We start from the raw sequence: 18016 nt of genomic DNA, 5'->3' as shown, positions 1-18016 counted from the left end.
CCCGGACGCAGAGCCGTCTGTACAGGTCAGGGGCGTCACAGCGAGCCGGGGAAGTGAAACTTTCAGCACACGCCCGGAGGTTGTGAGGGCATGGCGACCACGAATTAACCATGCCCGACATTTCAGGAAACGCCGCGTACCTAGCGTCCGAGTCGTGGATGCAGGGCTGTATACAACACCGGACACGACACCGGACACGGGCCCGGGCGCGCGGACGAGACTCCGGCGGGATCAGGTCTACGGCGAGTTGCGCCGGCGGCTGATGCTCGGCGAGTTCGCGATCCGGTCCCGGCTGGTGGAGGAGCGGGTCGCCGCGCTGCTGGAGGTCTCCAGGACCCCGGTACGCGAGGCGCTGGTCCGCCTCCTCGCCGACGGCCTGGTGGAGCGGGGCCAGGACGGCGGTTACTACGTCGCCCAGCCCGACCTGCACGACCTCAGAGACCTCTACGAACTGCGGGTGACTCTGGAACTGCGCGGGATCAGCCGTGCGCTGGAGCCGGCCGTACGCGGGCACGACCCGGCGGTGCTGGAACCCCTGCGCGACCAGTGGCGCGCGCTTCGGGACGACCAGCCGGAGCCCGACCCGCAGTTCGTGGTGATGGACGAGGACTTCCACGTCACGATGAGCCGCGCCTCGGGGAACGCGGCGCTCACCAGCACCCTCGCGTCCGTCAACGCGCGGATCAGAGCGGTGCGCATGTACGACTTCCTGACCGCCGACCGCATCACCCTGACGATCCTGCAGCACCTGGAGATCGTCGAGGAGGTCCTCGCCGGGCGTCTCGAGGACGCCCTGACCGCGATGCGTCGGCACGTCGGGGAGTCGATGGACGTCGTCGAGCGCAGAGCCGCTCGCGCTATCACCCAGATGGCCCTCAACCGAGGCAGGCGCCATGACGTTGACCGAGGTTCCCACTGACCATCCCCTGCTCGCGGCTCGCGGCCTTACCCGGGCGTTCGGCGACGTCGTCGCCAACGACGGGGTCGACTTCGACGTACGCCCCGGCGAGGTACACGCCCTCGTCGGGGAGAACGGCGCGGGCAAGAGCACCCTTCTCAAGCTCATCTACGGCGTGCACCGGCCCGACGCGGGCGACCTGGTGGTGGACGGCACGCCGGTGCGGGTCGGCAGCCCGGCCGCCGCCCGGTCCCTCGGGATCGGCATGGTCTTCCAGGACCTCCGGCTGGTCCCCGCGCTGACCGTGACGGAGAACGTCGCGCTCGCGCTGCCCGGCCGGCTCAGGCCCGCCGCGCTCGCGCGGCGCATCGCGGCCGCCGCCGAGGAGTACGGCCTCGCCGTGGACCCGTACGCGAAGGTCGCCCATCTGTCCATCGGCGAGCGCCAGCGCGCCGAGATCCTGAAGGTCCTCCTCACCGGCAGCCGGGTGATCATCCTGGACGAGCCGACGAGCGTGCTGGCGCCCCAGGAGGTCTCGGCCCTCTTCGAGGTCGTCCGGCGGCTGCGCGACCTCGGGTACGGCATCGTCATCGTCACCCACAAGCTGGGGGAGGTCAGGGCGATCGCCGACCGGGTCACCGTGCTGCGCGGCGGCCGGGTGATCACCGGCGGGGCGGACCCGGCGGCGTACGACGACGCGGAGCTGGTGGAGGCGATGGTGGGCCGGGCGGTGCCGCCGCTGCCCGCCGACCGTCCCGTGCCGCCGCCCGGCCGCACGGCCGCGCTCTCCCTCACGGGGGTCAGCGCGTACGGCGACAACGGGGTGCTCCGGCTGCGCGACGTCACGCTCGACGTGCTGCCCGGCGAGGTCGTCGGGGTCGCGGGGGTGGCGGGCAGCGGCCAGCGGGAGCTGTGCGAGGTCGCCTGCGGCCTGCGCCCTGCCGCGACGGGTGTGGTCGAGGTCGCGGGCGAGGCGCTCACCGGCCCGTCCGGGCAGGTCGCCGAGGTGCCGGAGGACCCGCTCGCCGACGCCGTCGTCCCCGGGCTGACGGTCGTCGAGCACGTCGCGCTCGGCCTGCCGCGCAGGCCGCGGCGGCGGTTCAACGTCGACTGGCGGCGGGTGGCCGCGATCTCCCGCGACCTGGAGGGCCGCGCCGGGCTCGGCATGGCCGCCGCCCGCCGCAAGGTCGCCGAACTGTCCGGCGGCAACGTCCAGCGGGTCATGCTCACCCGGGCCCTCGCCCGCGACGACGCCGCGCTGGTCGTCGCGGCCTACCCCAGCCGGGGTCTCGACATCGCGACCACCCGGCGTACGCAGGAACTGCTCCTGGAGCGGGCGGCGGCGGGCGCGGGCGTGCTCGTCGTCTCCGAGGACCTCGACGAGCTCATCGCGATCAGCGACCGCATCGCCGTCCTGCACGACGGCCGCCTCGCGGGCGTCGTCGCGGCGCGTGGCGCCGACCGGCAGGAGATCGGACATCTCATGCTCGGCGGATTTCCAGGTGGTGCGGCATGACGGCCACGCTCACGCAGCCGGTGGCGACCGAACACACCGGCATCCCACTCAGGACAGCACTCAGGACGGCACTCAGGACGGCGGCGCGGTGGACCGGGGCGCTCGCCGGGGCGGTGGCGCTGTTCGCCGTCCTCCTGCTGGCCAAGGGGGTCGACCCGGTCGCGGCGCTCACCGGGATGGTCGCCCAGGCGTTCACCGGGCCGAGCCTGGAGCAGATCGTCATCAAGGCGACCCCGCTGATCCTCGGCGCGATGGCGGTCGTGCTGCCCGCCCGGGCCGGGCTCACCAACGTCGGCGGCGAGGGGCAGATCCTCATCGGGGCCGTCGCGGGCGCGGGCGTGGGCCTGGCCGTCCCCGGGCCGGCCGCGCTGCCGCTCATGCTGCTCGCCGGGGCGGCCGGCGGCGCGCTGTGGGCGGGTGTGGCGGCGGCGATGCGGCTGGTGGTGGGGGTCAACGAGGCCGTCACCACGCTGCTGCTCAACTACGTGGCGCTCGACGTCATGCTCTATCTCATCTACGAGCCGTGGAAGGACCCGCACGGCTCCGGGCAGCCGGCCACCCGCCCGCTGGAGATCGCGCAGCGGATGCCGCTGGTCAGCGGCACCGCGATCCACGTGGGGATCGTCGTCGCCCTTCTGGTCGCCGTCGCCGTGTGGCTGGTGCTGCGCGGCACGTCGTTCGGCTTCCATCTGTCGGTCGTCGGCGGCAACCCCGAGGCGGCGCGCCGCGCCGGGCTGCCGGTGGCGCGGCTGATCCTCGCGGCGATGCTGCTCGGCGGGGCGTTCGCGGGGCTGGCCGGAGCCGTCCACCTGGCCGGGGTCGAGTTCAAGCTCAGGCCGGGGCTCACCACGAACATCGGCTACATCGCGTTCCTCGCCGCCTGGCTCGCCCGGCACCGGCCGCTCCCGGCCGTGGGGGCGGCGCTGCTGCTCGCCGCGGTCACGGTGGCCGGCGACAGCCTCCAGCTCGACAGCGGGCTGCCGGCCGCGACCGTGAACGTCCTGATGGGCCTCGTCCTGCTCGCCGTACTCGGATGGAGTCGCCATGCTCGTCGTTGACGTGCTCGCCGGAGGGGTCAGAGGCGGGACCGCGATCATGTTCGCCGCGCTCGGCGAGACGCTGGCCGAGCGGGCCGGGGTGGTCAACCTCGGCACCGAGGGCTGCATGCTGGTCGGCGCGCTCGGCGGCTACGCCGTCGCGGCGGAGACCGGGAGCCCCTGGCTCGGCCTGCTGGCCGGCGCGCTCGCGGGCGCGCTGCTCGGGCTGGTCCACGCCGCCGCCGTCCTGTGGCGGGGCGCCGACCAGTTCGCCACCGGCCTCACGCTCATGTTCCTCGGGCTCGGGCTGACCTCGCTGTTCGGCGCGGCGTACGTCGGCAGCCCCGCCCCCGGGTTCGACCCGGTGCCGGTTCCGGTGCTCGGTGATCTCCCGATCGTGGGGGAGATCCTGTTCCGGCACGACCCGGTGACCTATCTGTCGTTCGCCGTCGCGCCCCTGCTGTGGTTCTTCCTGGGCCGCACCAGGACCGGCCTGCTGGTGCGCACGGCCGGGGAGCGCGCCGACGTGCTGCACGCGCACGGGCACTCGCCCGCCCTGGTCCGCGCCGCCGCCGTGGTGGCCGGCGCCGGGCTGGCCGGGCTCGGCGGGGCCCAGCTCTCCACGGCGTACGCCCACGCCTGGTTCGAGGGCATGACCGCCGGCCGGGGCTTCATCGCGGTCGCGCTCGTCATCTTCGCCGCCTGGCGTCCCCTGTGGGTGATGGCCGGGTCGTACCTGTTCGGCGCCGCGCTCGCCCTGGCGCCCGCGCTGCAGGCCCGGGGGCAGGCGCTCAACCAGTTCGCCCTCGACGCCCTGCCCTTCGTCGTCACCCTCGTCATCCTCGCGATCCTCGGCAGGCGCACGCTGCGCGCCGCTCCCGAGGAACTCCGCCGCGTCTTCGCTCGCTAGCCGGGAGACCCCATGCGCACGATATTCGCCGGGGCGGCCCTCACCGCCCTCGCCGTCCTGTCCACCCTCACCACCGCCGCCTGCTCCGCGAACACCGCCGGGACCGCCGCGCCCGCTGTCTCGGGCGGCGCCGCGCCCGGCAAGGACTCGCCCGCGGTCGGGTTCGTCTTCGTGGGCCCGAAGGACGACTACGGCTACAACCAGGCCGCCTACCAGGGCAGTCAGGAGGTCGCCAAGGTGTTCCCGCAGCTGAAGGTGATCACTGCGGAGAACGTCCCCGAGGACGACAACGCCGCCCGCGTCATGAACAGCATGATCGCCAAGGGCGCCCGGATCATCTTCGCCACGTCGTACGGACACCTGGACGCGGCGCTCAAGGTCGCCGCCGAGCACCCCGACGTCGTGGTCGTCCAGCAGGGCAACCTCATCACCGGGACCACCCCGCCGAACGCGGGCACGTTCTTCGGCACCGTGTACGAGCCCGTGTACCTCGCGGGCATCGCGGCGGGCAAGGCGACGAAGACCGGCAAACTCGGATACGTCTACGCGTTCCCGATCAGCCAGACCATCGACAACATCGACGCGTTCGAGCTCGGCGCCCGGTCGGTGAACCCCACCGTGAAGACGTACGCGGTGAGCACGTCGAGCTGGTGTGACCCGGCGAAGCAGGCCGAGGCGGCGGCGAACCTCCTCAAGCAGGGCGTCGACGTGATCACGCAGCACCAGGACTGCACCGCGACCGTCATCAAGGCGACGGAGGCGGCGGGCGCGATGACCGTCGGTTACCACGCCGACGCCTCCGGCATCGCCCCGAAGGGCTGGCTGACCGGCTCGCAGTGGAACTGGGGCCCGCTCTACTCCGACATCGTCCGTACGGCCCTGGCCGGCACGTTCACCGGCTCGAAGTACAACGCCAACTTCCGGGTCGGCTACAAGACCGGCGACAACCCCTTCGTGCAGTCGCCGTACGGGCCGGGGGTGGACGAGGAGACGAAGAAGCTGGTCGACGCCGCGAAGGAGAAGCTCAGGAACTCCTCGCCGTTCGCCGGGCCGGTGCGCGACCAGGACGGCAAGGTCCGCGTCCCCGAGGGCACCACGCCCGACTACGAGACGATCGAGAAGATCGACTACTTCGTCGAGGGCGTTGTCGGAAGCCTGCCCAAGTCATGAGCTCTACCGTGATGACCTCCACCCCGTATCCATGGCCCTGGCACGGGCGGCTGGACCCGTCCCGGCTCGCCCTGCTCGCCGTGGCCTGCCCGGATCGCCCTGCTGGGGGGATGCCCGGGGGAATGTCCGGGCTGAAGGAGGCGGTGCGCGGCGCGGGCGGGCTGGTGGTTCGGGTCGGGGTCCGCCCGCCGCTGCGCCCCGCCGGCCCTCCGGCGGCTTCACCGGGCGCGGCTCCAGAGTGGGACGTCGCGGCGGCGGGGTGGGACGGGTTCCACGGCAGCGGCCTCGACGACCTGCTCAGGGCCGCCGGGCGCGACCTGCTGGCGCTCACCGGCTGCTGCCTGGAACTCGGCGTCCACTCGACGATGCGGTCGGCCAACGACCGGGGATACGAATGCCTGCTGGTGGCGGACGCCTGCACCGCCGCCGACCCCACGTTGGCCGAGGCCGCCCTCTCCATGATCGAAATGTCCGGCGGGATCTTCGGCGCGGTCGGATCGAGCGCCGCCCTCATCAGGGAGCTGTCATGATGTTTCCGGTTGTCGAGGCGGAACCGTACGCCTGGCCGTACGACGGCGAGCACAACGGTGGGCTCGATCCCGCCACCACCGCCCTGATCTGCGTCGACTGGCAGGTCGACTTCTGCGGGCCGGGCGGCTACGTCGACATGATGGGCTACGACCTGTCGCTCACCCGGGCCGGTCTGGAGCCCACCGCACGGGTGCTCGACGCCTGCCGCGAACGCGGTTTCCTGGTCGTGCACACCCGCGAGGGACACCGGCCCGATCTCGCCGACTGCCCGCCCAACAAGCTGTGGCGGTCAAGGCGGATCGGCGCGGGGATCGGCACGGCGGGGCCCTGCGGGCGGATCCTGGTGCGCGGCGAGCCGGGCTGGGAGATCGTCCCCGAGGTCGCGCCCGTCGAGGGCGAACTCGTGGTGGACAAGCCGGGGAAGGGCGCGTTCTACGCCACCGACCTCGACCTGCTGCTGAGGACGCGCGGGATCACCCATCTCGTGCTGACCGGGATCACCACCGACGTCTGCGTGCACACGACCATGCGAGAGGCCAACGACCGGGGATACGAGTGCCTGCTCCTCTCCGACTGCACGGGCGCGACCGACAAGGGCAACTACGAGGCGGCCCTGAAGATGGTCACCATGCAGGGCGGCGTCTTCGGCGCGGTCGCCCCGTCGTCCGCGCTCCTCGCCTCGCTCACGGTGACCCTATGACCCCCGCCGAGGTCGTCGCCGGCACGTACCGGAGGATCCGTGAACGTGGGGACGACGGCGTCTGGATCAGCCTCCGCCGGGAGGCCGACGTGCTGCGCGACCTGGACGGGCTCGACCCCGCGCTCCCGCTGTACGGCGTGCCGTTCGCCGTCAAGGACAACGTCGACGTGGCCGGGATGCCGACGACGGCGGCCTGCCCCGCCTTCGCCTACCGGCCCGAGTGCAGCGCCCCGCTGGTGGACCGCCTGGTGGCGGCGGGGGCGCTGCTCGTCGGCAAGACGAACCTCGACCAGTTCGCCACCGGCCTGTCCGGGACGCGCACGCCGTACGGCGCCTGCGAGTCGCCGCTGGTGCCGGGGCTCATCTCGGGCGGCTCGTCGTCCGGGTCGGCCGTGGCGGTCGCGGCGGGGCTCGTGCCGTTCGCGATCGGCACCGACACGGCGGGGTCGGGCCGGGTGCCGGCCGCGCTCACCGGGACGGTGGGGCTCAAGCCGTCCCGCGGCCTGGTGCCGACGCTCGGCGTCGTGCCCGCCTGCAGGTCGCTCGACTGCGCCAGCGTGTTCGCGCGCACGGTCGCGGACGCGACGGCGGTCCTGCGGGTGATCGCCGGGCCGCACACCGGCGACCCCTGGTCGCGTACGCCGCCGCCCCGGAAGCCCGGCGGCGGCCCGTCCACCCGGATCGGGGTCCCGCGCACGCCGGAGTTCTTCGGAGACGGCGCGGCGGCGGAGGCGTTCGCGGCGGTGACCGAGCGGCTGGCGGGCCTCGGTCACGAGATCGTCCCCGTCGACCTGACACCGTTCCTCGCGGCGGGGAGGCTGCTTTATGAGGGGCCGTGGCTGGCCGAGCGGCTCGCGGGCGTCGGCGACTTCGCCGCCCGGCACGCGCGCGACCTGCACCCGGTGACCCGGCGGGTGCTGGACAGCGGCCGCTCGATCAGCGGGGAGGAGGTGTTCGGCGGGCTGCACCGCCTGCGGGAGCTGCGGGCCGCCACGGAGGCCGAGTGGGCCCGGATCGACGCGCTGGCCGTGCCGACCGTGCCCACGACGTTCACGCTGGCGGAGATGGCCGAGGACCCCATCGGCCGCAACACGATCCTCGGCCACTACACGACGTTCGCGAACCTGCTGGACCTCGCCGCGGTCGCCGTGCCCGCCGGGCTCACCCCGGCGGGCCGGCCCCACGGCGTGACCTTCCTGGCTCCGGCGGGGTCCGACGACTTCCTGGCCACCCTGGGCGCGGGCTTCCTGGGTGAGAAAGACCCGGTGCCCGGGGCGTCGGCGGGCGGGACAGTCCCGCTGGCGGTGGTCGGGGCCCACCGGGTGGGCCAGCCGCTGCACCCGCACCTGGTGGCGCTCGGCGCGAGCTTCGCCGCCGTCGCCCGGACGGCCCCCTGCTACCGGCTCTACGACCTCGGCGACAGGCCGGGCCTGGTCAGGGAGGAGGGCGGCTCCTCCGTCGAGGTCGAGTTGCACGAGATCGAACCGGCCGCGCTGGGGGAGCTGCTCGTGACCATCCCCGCCCCGCTCGGGCTCGGCACGGTGGAGCTCTCCGACGGCCGCCGGGTGCGGGGCTTCCTGTGCGAGGCGTACGCGGTCGGGTCGGCCAGGGACATCACCGGGCTGGGCAGCTGGCCCGCCTACCTCGCGGCCGGGCGCGCGTAGCGCCCGGCCGCGAGGCGGTCATGTCTGGCCTGTCATGTCTGGACTGTCACGCCTGGACTGTGGCGGGCGCGTAGCCCTCGACCTCGTGGTGCCGCACCCGGTGGATCAGCGTGTCCAGCGCCCAGGAGCCGGGGCCGAAGACGGCGATGAGGAAGAACGACCAGCAGAACATGGCCGCGGCCTCGCCGCCGTTGCGGATCGGGAACAGGTTCTGCGGCGCGTGGACGACGAAGTAGGCGTACGCCATCGAGCCGGAGCAGAGCAGCGCGCTGACACGGGTGAACAGCCCGACGAGCACGAGCGCGCCGAAAACCAGCTGGATGGCCGCCGCCCACCAGCCCGGCCACGAGCCGAAGGGCAGGGTCTGCCCGGTTCCCCGGCTGCCGCCCAGGACCCCGAAGATCGACGACGCACCGTGGCAGACGAACAACAGGCCTGTGACGACCCGGAAGAGCGAGAGCACCGGTCCGCTGATCTGACCGATTTTCACGTGATCACCTTCTTGGAGGAATGAGGAGAACCGGCCGCCGAAAGTTTTCAGTCAGGACTGTGTAAACCGCGCAGAATCTGCGGCGTCCCGAGCTTCACATTGTCGGCGGATTCGACGCCCGGCTGTGGGAAGCCGTGCGCAGGTAGGGGTGAAGACCCCGAAAGTGCAGGTCAACTCCTGGAACCCCAGCAGCGTCGCTGGTGGTGTCGCTCATGCGTCCATGGACCGCTACGCGCCCAATGCCCTGTCCGGCGCCGAACGGACACGGGGTCGCGCTGGTCTCAGATTGCTCTCAGACCGATCTTTAGTCAAGTGTTCAAGTAATTCTTAGGGGGGCCCCGGCGACGCCGCACCGGATAATGCCTGGTAGCGCTCCTGCAGCCCGGGTATCCACCACGGCAAGAACGATTCAGGCCGCCTGAAACTTTCCCCCGGGCCGACGCGCTACCGGGTCCAGAGACACTCCTGCACGGTCTGCGCGAGCGCCATCAGTCCCGCCGGCGTCGGTTCCCCCTGCCGTTCCCCCCGCCATGCGAGGGCGTACGTCAGCCGGAGGTCGCCCGCGTCGAGCGGGACGAAGGCGACGTCGTCCCTGCGTACGGACGCGACGAGCAGATGGGGAGTCGGCAGCAGGCCGACGCCCGCCGCGACCAGGTCGAGCGCGGCGGCGTAGTCGTCGATCTCCTCGGCCACCACGTGCTGCCGGTGAGGTCCGACGCGGGCGGCGAGCCGTGCCCACATGCCGCCCGGAGGGCGTTCACGCGGCACGAGCACCCGGTGCCGGGCGAGCCGTTCGGGCTGCAGCCGGGGCAGGGCCGCGAGCGGGTCCCCGGCGGGCACGGCCAGGTGGCTGACGGGCACGTGGAACCGGGCGGCCGTGGTCAGATCGCGGGGAAAGGGGCTCGCCAGGATCGCGGCGGTCACCTCCCCGGCGGCGACGGCCGCGAGGGAGGCGGCGCGCCCGGCGGGACGCAGGCCCACCTCGGCCGGGGGATCGCGGCGGGCCATCCGGCGGGCCACCCGCGCCGCGAGCCCGCCCACCAACGGGGGATAGGCCAGCCGGACGGCGGCGCCCGCCGGCGCGGCCAGCCGCCGCGCCTCGGCCGAGAAGGCCGTCGCGGACTCCAGCAGCGTCTCGGCGTACGGCAGCAGCGCCTTTCCCGCGGGTGACAGCCGCACCTCGCGGCTGGTGCGCTCGAACAGGCGGACCCCGAGCACGCGCTCCAGCCGCCCGACGGCCTGGCTCGCCGCGGGCTGGGAGACGCCCATCTCGGCGGCGGCGCGGGAGAAGCTGAGATGCCGGGCGACGAGGGCGAAGCAGCCGATGTCACGCAGTGGCGGGCCGGGGTCCATGGGTCAGGATTCGCGGGTCAAGGGTTCGCGGGTCAAGGGTTCACGGGTCAGGGCTTGCGGCCGACCCCGCACATGGCGTCGACCTCCGGCGCCTCGCCGAACTGGCTGGGCTCGGGCCGCCACCGGGACACCGACACCACCCCCGGCTCCAGCAGCGTGAGACCGTCGAAGAAACGGGCGATCCGCTCGGGCGTACGCAGGAGGTAAGGATCGCCCGCCTCGGCCCGGATGCGTTCGGCCTCGTCCGCCGCCTCGGGCGCGACGACCTTCGTGCCGTCCTCGAACACCAGGTGGCTGCCGGACGGCAGCGCGTTCATGAGGTGACGCACGATCCCGTACGCCTCCTCGTCGTCGAGGACCTGACCCATGACCCCGAGCAGCATGAGCCCCACCGGCTCGGCCAGGTCGAGCGTCCGCGCCGCCGCCTCCAGGATCGCGCCGGGGGCGCGCACGTCGGCCTCGATGTAGTCGGTCACGCCGGGCGGAGAACTGGTCAGCAGGGCGTGGGCGTGCACCAGCACCAGCGGGTCGTTGTCGACGTACACGATCCGCGACTCCGGCGCCACCCGCTGGGCGACCTCGTGGGTGTTGGCGGCGGTCGGCAGGCCGGTGCCGATGTCGAGGAACTGGCGGATGCCCACCTCGCCCGCGAGATAGCGCACGGCCCGGCCGAGGAACCTCCGCGACTGCCGGGCGATGTCCACGATGCCGGGGTACGCCCGCATGATCTGGTCGCCGAGATCCCGGTCGGCCGGGAAGTGGTCCTTGCCCCCGAGGAAGTAGTTCCAGATGCGCGCCGCGTGCGGCACGCTCGTGTCGAGCCTGGGACGGCCCACGTCGCCGGGACCGTCCACCCAGCCTGCGCTCATCCGACCTCCCGTGCACAACCCTAGTGCCGGTCTTGAGTCTCCAGCGGCTGTCAGGGTGACACTCGTCGTCATGGACGACGAGGGACTGTTCACCGTCGGACGGCTCTCCCGCCGCACCGGGATGCCGGCGCGGACGATCCGCTACTGGTCGGACGTGGGAGTGCTGCCGCCGGCGGGACGGAGCGAGGGAGGCTACCGGCTCTACGACGCCGGCGCCGTGGCACGGCTGGAGCTCGTCCGCACCCTGCGGGATCTCGGCCTCGGCCTCGACGACGTCCGGCGGGTGCTGGAGCGGAGGAGCACCCTGGCGGAGGTCGCCGCCGTCCACGTGGACGCACTGGACGCGCGGATCCGCACCCTGCGGATCCGGCGCGCGGTGCTCAGCACCGTCGCGAGACGACGGTCCGGAACAGAGGAGACGAAGCTGTTGAACGATCTGGCTCGGCTGTCCGCGGAGGAGCGGCGGCGCATCGTGGAGGACTTCGTGGACGACGTCTTCGGCGCCCACGGAGGTGAACAGGAGCCCGGGAACCGGGCGCGGCACATCCGGATCGACCTGCCCGACGACCCCACGCCTGAGCAGGTGGACGCCTGGGTGGAACTGGCCGGGCTCGTACGCGACCCCGGCTTCCGGCGGCGCATGCGCGACCTGGTGGAGCACGGCATGGTCGAGCAGGGCGCCGGGCGGGAGCCGGAGGGCTTCGCCAGGTTCGCCAAGCGGGTCGTCTCGCTCGTGGGCCAGGCCAGGGAGAACGGCGTCAGCCCCGGCTCACCGGAGGCCGCGGAGGTCGTCGCCCGCCTGCTCGGTGACGCGGACGCCGCCGGCCGGGCGGCCGTGCGGGAGCGGATCGAGACCGGCGCGTACGCCGAGGCCGATCGATACCGGAGCCTGATGGCGGTGATCAACGGCCGGGAGCCCAAGCCGTCCCACGCGGACGACTTCGCCTGGCTCCTGGACGCCCTTCGCGCGTGAGCACGGACATTTCAGATCATCCGATCACTGGGGAGTCTTGACAGGACATGTTAGCGCAAACACTATTAACGGGCGCGTCATATTTATGACTGGAGACCCCCCATGTCCGTATCCCCCCGCTCTTCTGGATCGGTCCCGCGCGATCCGCTCAGGCCGGTCGGCCTGCGCAGAACCGCGCTCGCGACGGCCGGCGCGCTTCTCTGCGCCGGCCTCGTGTCCACAGGTGGCGCGGCCGCGGCCCGCAGCTCCGATGCCGCCCACACCTCCGACGACGCCCCTGCTTCTGGCGACGCATGGTCGCCCAAGCCGTCGTACACCTCGACCGACAAGGGGGACGGCACCTACACCGTGCCCATCCTCAACTCCGACGTGCCGGACATCAGCGTGGAGCGCGTCCCGGCCGCGGAGAACAAGGAGCACCGGGACGTCTACTACATGATCAGCACGACGATGCACCTGAGCCCGGGTGCGCCGGTCATGAAGTCGTACGACCTCGTGAACTGGGAGATCGTCAACTACGTGTTCGACCGGGCCGACATCGGCGACGCGTTCTCGCTGCGCAACGGGCAGAACTCGTACGGCCAGGGCCAGTGGGCGTCGTCCCTCCGCTACCACGACGGCAGGTTCTACGCGGTCTTCAACACCAACAACCTCGGCGGCGCGTACCTCTACAGCACCGACGACGTCGAGAACGGCAAGTGGACGCGGACGCCGCTGGGCCGGGGTCTGCACGATCCGTCGCTGTTCTTCGACGACGACGGCACGGCGTACATCTTCTACGGCTCGGGCAGCACCAGCGCCGTGCGCCTCAAGTCCGACATGTCGGGCATCGACAAGGACTTTCCGAGCATCTTCGCGGCGAGCGACTACGCCGGCAAGCCGTTCATCGGCGGCCTGTTCGAGGGCGCCCAGGTCTTCCACATCAACGGCTACTACTACGTGGTGATCATCACCTGGCCGTCCGGCCAGGGGCGTCAGGTCGTCATGTTCCGCTCCAAAGACCTGCTCGGGCGTTACACCTCGGCGGACGGCACGAACACCTACGAGGCGCGGGGGGTGCTGAACTCCAACGGTTTCGCGCAGGGCAGCCTCGTGCCGATCTCACGTGCGGGCGGCGGCACCGACTGGTACGGCATGTTCTTCCGCGACAACTTCCCGATCGGGCGCACCCCGGCGCTGATTCCCGCCACCTGGCAGGACGGCTGGCCGGTCTTCGGGAACAACGGGGTCGTGCCCGTGGGCGGCGCGTTCGCCAAGCCGATCGCGCTCGGCCCGGAGGAGGAGAGGTTCGAGCAGCAGAAGAGCATCGTCGCCTCCGACGACTTCGCCAACGACGCCCCGCACCGGGCGTACATGGACGAGGACTGGACGATCCCGCAGCCGCCCGCGTACGACGGCTCGCTCATCGGCGTCGAACTGCTGCAGAACCCCGGGTTCGAGTCCGAGACGGTCTCGCCGTGGGGCACGCAGTACGGCGCGACGATCAGCCGTGACACGACCGGCCCGGCCGCGGGCTCGGCGGCGCTGAAGGTGAGCAACCGCACGCTCAACGGTTCCGGCCCGAACCAGTACCTGAACGGGAAGGTGCAGCGCGGTGTGACCTACACCGTGTCGGCGAAGATCAGGTACGCGTCGGGCCCGAGCAGTATCCGGTTCAACCTCGTGGCCGACTGGGGCTCGGGCGTCCAGACGATGGCCTCGGGGAACGTTCCGGCGGGACAGTGGACGACGGTGACGGGCCAGTACACCGTGCCGGCGACGGCGAACGTGGACAACTTCAAGTTCGCGGTCGAGACGCCGTGGGGCAACCCGCAGCCGGCGTCGTCGAGCGTGGAGTACCTCATCGACGACGTCTCCGTCGTCGGTCAGCCGATGACGACCGAGTATCCCGCCAAGGAGGAGATCACCCCCAACGGGTCGCGCCTGGCCCCGGTGTGGGAGTGGAACCACGCTCCCGACAACCGGTACTGGTCGCTGACCGACCGTGACGGATGGCTGCGGCTGAAGACCGGCAAGGTGGTCACCGGCAAGTACGTCTACACCAAGCTCTCCAACCGCGACGAGCTGACCTGGTTCGAGGAGGCGCGCAACACGCTGTCCCAGCGGACGTTCGGGCCCCGGCAGTCGGCAGAGACCAGGATGGACGTCTCCGGCATGAAGAACGGCGACGTCGCGGGCCTGGCCGCATACAACCGCGGGTTCTCCTACATCGCGGTCAGGCGTGCCGACGGCCAGAACACGCTCGGCGTCGTCAACCGGGGCCAGCCGTTCGCCGTCGACATCGACCAGGCGACGGCCGAGAACTTCGTGCCGGGCACGACGGTGCCGCTGGGGGACGCGACCCAGGTGTACGTGAAGGCGGACCTCGGCTTCGCCTCGCCGGCCGGACAGCTGTGGACGACCTTCTACTACAGCCTGGACGGGCTGAAGTGGACCCAGCTCGGCCGCGTCGGCCCGCAGACGCTGGACGGCAGCCTCTCGCACTTCATGGGGCACCGGATCGGCCTGTTCGACTACGCGACCAAGGAGACCGGCGGGCGCGTCGACTTCGACTACTACAAGCTCAGCGACACGCTGACCGCGCAGAACAAGCCGCTCGACACGAGCGCCCTCGACACCGCCATCGCCCACGCCACGACGCTCGACAGGCGTGACTATCCGGCGGACGCGTGGGCGGCGACGCAGGCCGCGCTCGCCGACGCCACCGCGGCGCGGGCCGGGCAGTTCGGCACCCAGAACCAGATCGACGCGCCCGAGCGGGCGCTCAGCTACCAGCTCGCCCGGCTCGGCACGCTCAAGGCCACCACGCCGGAGGTCAAGCTGACCGTCACCGCCTCCACCCGCTGCATCGGCGCCTCGGCCTACCTGGCGGTCACCGCCGTCAACGACGGCGACGCGCCGGCCACGATCACGCTGACCACGCCGTACGGCGACAAGACCGTGGCCGACGTGGCCCCGGGCAAGCAGGCCTACCAGTCCTTCAACACCCGGACCGCCCAGATCGACGCCGGCAAGGTCACCGTGACCGGCACCGCGACGATCGGCGGCAGGCAGGTCACCACGTCCTACGACGCCGCATACAACGCGGCCACCTGCCGCTGAGCACACGTCCCCGCAGAGTCCAGGTCAAGGACAGGTCAAGGACAGGTCAAGGAGAATATTCGTGTTGAAGCGCGTCAGAAAGTCGGCCCTGCGACGGGTCGCCGCCGCGGCGATGACCGGCGCCCTGCTGGCCACGGCGGTCGCAGCGACGTCGGGGCCGGTCCAGGCCGCCGGCCAGAACATCATCGTGAACGGCGGGTTCGAGGACGGTCTCAGCGGCTGGTTCGTCAACAACGGGAACTCGACCGACGGCGCCACGCTGTCGCCCACGACGGACGCCTACGCCGGCTCGAGCGCCGTGCTCGTCACCAACCGGAAGACGACCGGATCCGGCCCGATGCAGGACCTGTCCGGCAAGGTGCAGGCCGGGAAGACGTACGCGATCACGGCCCGGGTGAAGTACGAGAACCCCAGCAGCCCGGCGACCAAGCAGTTCTTCGCCACCATGCACTACGGCGGCTCGACGTACACGAACGTCGGCACGGTGACCGTGGCCCGCGGGCAGTGGGGGCTCATCCAGGGCACGTTCACGATCCCGGCGGGGCAGAGCGTCACGACCGCGCGGCTCTTCGTCGAGACGCCCTGGACGTCGGACCCCGCGTCCGCTCCGAACACCCACCTCATGGACTTCAAGGTCGACGACGTGTCGGTCTCGGAGTTCACCCCCTCGACGACGATCGAGGCGCTCGGCAAGAACCCCGGCGAGGGCAACCCGCTCATCTCCCACAAGTTCGGGGCGGACGGCAACGCCTTCGTCCACGACGGCCGCGTGTACATCTACATGACCAACGACACGCAGGAGTACAAGCCCGGCCCCACCGGGGTCTCCTCGACGAACACCTACGCCAGTATCAACACGATCACCGTCATCTCGTCGGACGACCTCATGAACTGGGTCGACCACGGTGAGATCCCCGTCGCCGGCCCGAGCGGCGTCGCCCGCTACGCCGGCAACTCGTGGGCGCCCGCGATGGAGCGCAAGGTCGTCGACGGCAAGGAGAAGTTCTTCCTCTACTTCGCCAACAGCGGCGGCTCCTCGGGCGTCATCGTCGGCGACTCGCCGGTCGGCCCGTGGCGCGACGAGCGGGGCAGCCTGCTCATCACCAGCGCCACTCCGGGCGCGTCGGACGGCAAGAACTGGCTCTTCGACCCCGGCGTGTTCGTCGACGACGACGGCCAGAGCTACCTCGTCTTCGGCGGTGGCGGCGACGACGGGACACGCAGCGCCGAGAACACCAACCACCCGAAGTCCACGCGGGTGATCAGGCTCGGCGACGACATGATCAGCACGAAGGGCTCGGCGGAGGTCATCGACGCGCCGCTCGTGTTCGAGGCCGGTCACCTGTTCAAGCGCGACGGCAAGTACTACTACTCGTATTCGTCGAACTTCGGGTTCGGCGGCACGGTCGACCCCAACGGCCCGCCGACCGGGGCGATCGCCTATCTCATGGCCGACAGCCCGATGGGCCCCTGGACTCCCGAGACGTACAAGGGGATCATCTTCAAGAACCCCGGCACCTACTTCGGCGCCGGCGGCAACAACCACCAGTCGGTGTTCCAGCTCGACGGCCAGTACTACTTCACCTACCACGCCCAGACGCTCAACAGCCGCATCACGGGCGGCGCCACCCAGGGCTTCCGCAGCCCGCACCTCGCCAAGCTCGACTTCAACGCCGACGGCACGATCAAGGAGGTGCGGGGCGACTACAAGGGCGTCGAGCAGATCCGCGCCCTCGACCCCTACCGGGTGATCGAGGCCGAGACGATCGCGTGGCAGCAGGGCATCGCGACGAAGAAGGTCGACGGCGGATCCGAGGAGTTCGGCGCGCAGGCGCCGAACCTCGTGGTGCACGACGTCGACAACGGCGACTGGACGTCGCTCGCCAAGGTCGACTTCGGCACGGCAGGCGCCACCGGCGTCACCGCGAAGGTGCGCCCGCTCGCGGCCGGAGGGAAGATCGAGGTTCGTCTCGACGGCCGCACCTCGCCCGTGGTGGCGACCATCCCTGTTGATGCTCCGCTCGGCGAGTGGACGAAGCTGAGCGCCACGCTCGACGGTGTCAAGGGCGTCCACGACGTGTACTTCACCTACGCCGGGCCCGAGGGCGCGGACCTCTTCGAGATCGACTCCTGGGCCTTCGCCGCGGAGCAGTCCTCGCCGGAGGTCAAGCTGACCGTCACCGCCTCCTCCCGCTGCATCGGCGCCTCGGCCTACCTGGCGGTCACGGCCGTCAACGACGGCGACGCGCCGGCCACGATCACGCTGACCACGCCGTACGGCACCAGGACCGTGGCCGACGTGGCGCCGGGCAAGCAGGCCTACCAGTCCTTCAACACCCGGACCGCCCAGATCGCCGCGGGCAAGGTCACCGTGACCGGCGCCGCGACGATCGGCGGCAAGCAGGTCACCACGTCCTACGACGCCGCCTACAACGCGGCCGCCTGCCGCTGACGGCCCCACCCCCCACAAATCGGAGTGATCACCCCATGCGAATGACCCGCACCACGCAGATACTGGCCGCCTCCGTGCTCGGCCTCACCCTCACCGGCCTCGGCGTCTCCCCCGCCCTGGCCGACGACCCCGGCACCGGCATCGACGTCTCGGTCACCATCACCCCCACCACCACCCCCGGCCAGATCTCCATGACCGTCGCCGACAACAACGGCGTCTCCCTCCAGGAGAACGGCTCCGACGCCGCCGCCCGCCAGTTCGTCGGCACCCTGCCCACCGTCACCGTCACCGACACCCGCACGCCCGCCGAGATCCCCGACGGCGAATTCTGGGCCGTCGTCGGCCAGGCCA

Annotated in this window: 15 protein-coding genes; 12 read left to right on the top strand and 3 right to left on the bottom strand. The window is 71.6% G+C overall.

Annotation, left to right across the window (positions count from 1 at the left end; genetic code table 11):
- Positions 1–154 precede the first annotated feature (154 nt).
- Genes F5972_RS00075 through atzF form a run of 8 tightly spaced genes read left to right on the top strand, consistent with a single transcriptional unit; the run spans position 155 to position 8426 of the window.
- Positions 155–919, top strand: coding sequence for a GntR family transcriptional regulator (locus tag F5972_RS00075; RefSeq protein ID WP_225311041.1), 765 nt, complete (start codon positions 155–157; stop codon positions 917–919).
- The gene (locus F5972_RS00070) at positions 894–2414 is read left to right on the top strand and encodes an ABC transporter ATP-binding protein (protein WP_150929844.1); all 1521 of its coding nucleotides are present in this window, start codon (positions 894–896) and stop codon (positions 2412–2414) included. The genes F5972_RS00075 and F5972_RS00070 overlap by 26 nt, the downstream gene beginning before the upstream one ends.
- Positions 2411–3472 (top strand): ABC transporter permease, encoded by a 1062-nt coding sequence (locus F5972_RS00065; RefSeq protein ID WP_150929842.1) that lies wholly within the window; start codon positions 2411–2413, stop codon positions 3470–3472. Before F5972_RS00070 ends, F5972_RS00065 begins: the two co-directional genes overlap by 4 nt.
- The gene (locus F5972_RS00060) at positions 3459–4361 is read left to right on the top strand and encodes an ABC transporter permease (protein ID WP_150929840.1); all 903 of its coding nucleotides are present in this window, start codon (positions 3459–3461) and stop codon (positions 4359–4361) included. Before F5972_RS00065 ends, F5972_RS00060 begins: the two co-directional genes overlap by 14 nt.
- Before the next feature lie 12 nt (positions 4362–4373).
- A complete protein-coding gene (locus F5972_RS00055; RefSeq protein ID WP_150929838.1) occupies positions 4374–5531 on the top strand; it encodes a BMP family ABC transporter substrate-binding protein in 1158 nt (385 codons plus the stop codon).
- Entirely contained in the window at positions 5528–6061 is a 534-nt protein-coding gene (locus F5972_RS00050; protein WP_150929836.1) for a cysteine hydrolase family protein, read from the top strand. Before F5972_RS00055 ends, F5972_RS00050 begins: the two co-directional genes overlap by 4 nt.
- Entirely contained in the window at positions 6058–6762 is a 705-nt protein-coding gene (gene biuH, locus F5972_RS00045) for a biuret amidohydrolase (RefSeq protein ID WP_225311040.1), read from the top strand. Before F5972_RS00050 ends, biuH begins: the two co-directional genes overlap by 4 nt.
- A complete protein-coding gene (gene atzF / locus F5972_RS00040) occupies positions 6759–8426 on the top strand; it encodes an allophanate hydrolase (RefSeq protein ID WP_150929834.1) in 1668 nt (555 codons plus the stop codon). The genes biuH and atzF overlap by 4 nt, the downstream gene beginning before the upstream one ends.
- Before the next feature lie 46 nt (positions 8427–8472).
- Here the strand turns inward: atzF and F5972_RS00035 are convergent, their stop codons facing one another.
- The 3 genes from F5972_RS00035 to F5972_RS00025 all read right to left on the bottom strand — a co-directional run bounded on the left by F5972_RS00035 (position 8473) and on the right by F5972_RS00025 (position 11138).
- Complete coding sequence (locus tag F5972_RS00035) at positions 8473–8916, bottom strand: DoxX family protein (protein WP_150929833.1); 444 nt, start codon at positions 8914–8916, stop codon at positions 8473–8475.
- 444 nt (positions 8917–9360) lie between these two features.
- Positions 9361–10269, bottom strand: a complete 909-nt coding sequence (locus F5972_RS00030) for a LysR family transcriptional regulator (protein WP_150929831.1) — start codon at positions 10267–10269, stop codon at positions 9361–9363.
- 47 nt (positions 10270–10316) lie between these two features.
- Entirely contained in the window at positions 10317–11138 is an 822-nt protein-coding gene (locus F5972_RS00025; RefSeq protein WP_150929829.1) for an SAM-dependent methyltransferase, read from the bottom strand.
- A 70-nt stretch (positions 11139–11208) separates the two neighbouring features.
- On the opposite strand from F5972_RS00025, the gene F5972_RS00020 reads away from it, so the two are divergent.
- The 4 genes from F5972_RS00020 to F5972_RS00005 all read left to right on the top strand — a co-directional run.
- Positions 11209–12111, top strand: coding sequence for a helix-turn-helix domain-containing protein (locus F5972_RS00020; RefSeq protein ID WP_150929827.1), 903 nt, complete (start codon positions 11209–11211; stop codon positions 12109–12111).
- Positions 12112–12213: 102 nt separating this feature from the next.
- Entirely contained in the window at positions 12214–15213 is a 3000-nt protein-coding gene (locus F5972_RS00015) for a family 43 glycosylhydrolase (RefSeq protein ID WP_150929825.1), read from the top strand.
- Positions 15214–15274: 61 nt separating this feature from the next.
- Positions 15275–17665 (top strand): family 43 glycosylhydrolase, encoded by a 2391-nt coding sequence (locus tag F5972_RS00010; RefSeq protein ID WP_150929823.1) that lies wholly within the window; start codon positions 15275–15277, stop codon positions 17663–17665.
- A 35-nt stretch (positions 17666–17700) separates the two neighbouring features.
- Positions 17701–18016, top strand: a 316-nt coding sequence (locus F5972_RS00005) for a hypothetical protein (protein ID WP_225311039.1), incomplete at its 3' end; no start/stop codon positions are given.

Source organism: Microbispora cellulosiformans, from assembly GCF_008728085.1.
GTDB classification, from domain to species: Bacteria; Actinomycetota; Actinomycetes; order Streptosporangiales; family Streptosporangiaceae; genus Microbispora; species Microbispora amethystogenes.
This window is presented reverse-complemented; position numbering and strand designations above follow the sequence as displayed.